This window comes from Paraburkholderia sp. SIMBA_053 (assembly GCF_046534895.1).
Classification (GTDB): domain Bacteria; phylum Pseudomonadota; class Gammaproteobacteria; order Burkholderiales; family Burkholderiaceae; genus Paraburkholderia; species Paraburkholderia caledonica.
Map to the genome: position 1 here is coordinate 1 of NZ_JAWRXU010001571.1, position 240 is coordinate 240.

Genomic DNA, 240 nt, shown 5'->3' on the forward strand with positions numbered 1-240 from the left:
GTGCAGATGCGTGACCCCGACCACGTCGCCGATCCGCCCCTCGCGGATCAGCAGAGTCGCCAGGCGCCATGCCGGAGCCCAGCGGGCGTTCTGATTCACCGCCACGCGGACACCGCGGGAGCGCGCGTCGGCGAGCACCTCGAGCAGGCGCGGCAGATCGGCGGGGTCGCTGATGAGCGGCTTCTGGGCGAGCACATGCTTTCCTGCGGCGACCGCGGCTGCGATCAGCTCGACGCGACC

Annotated in this window: 1 pseudogene; it reads right to left on the reverse strand. The window is 72.1% G+C overall.

From position 1 onward, the window contains the following. Positions 1 to 240, reverse strand: a pseudogene (locus SB753_RS40850) (hypothetical protein); the annotation flags it as partial.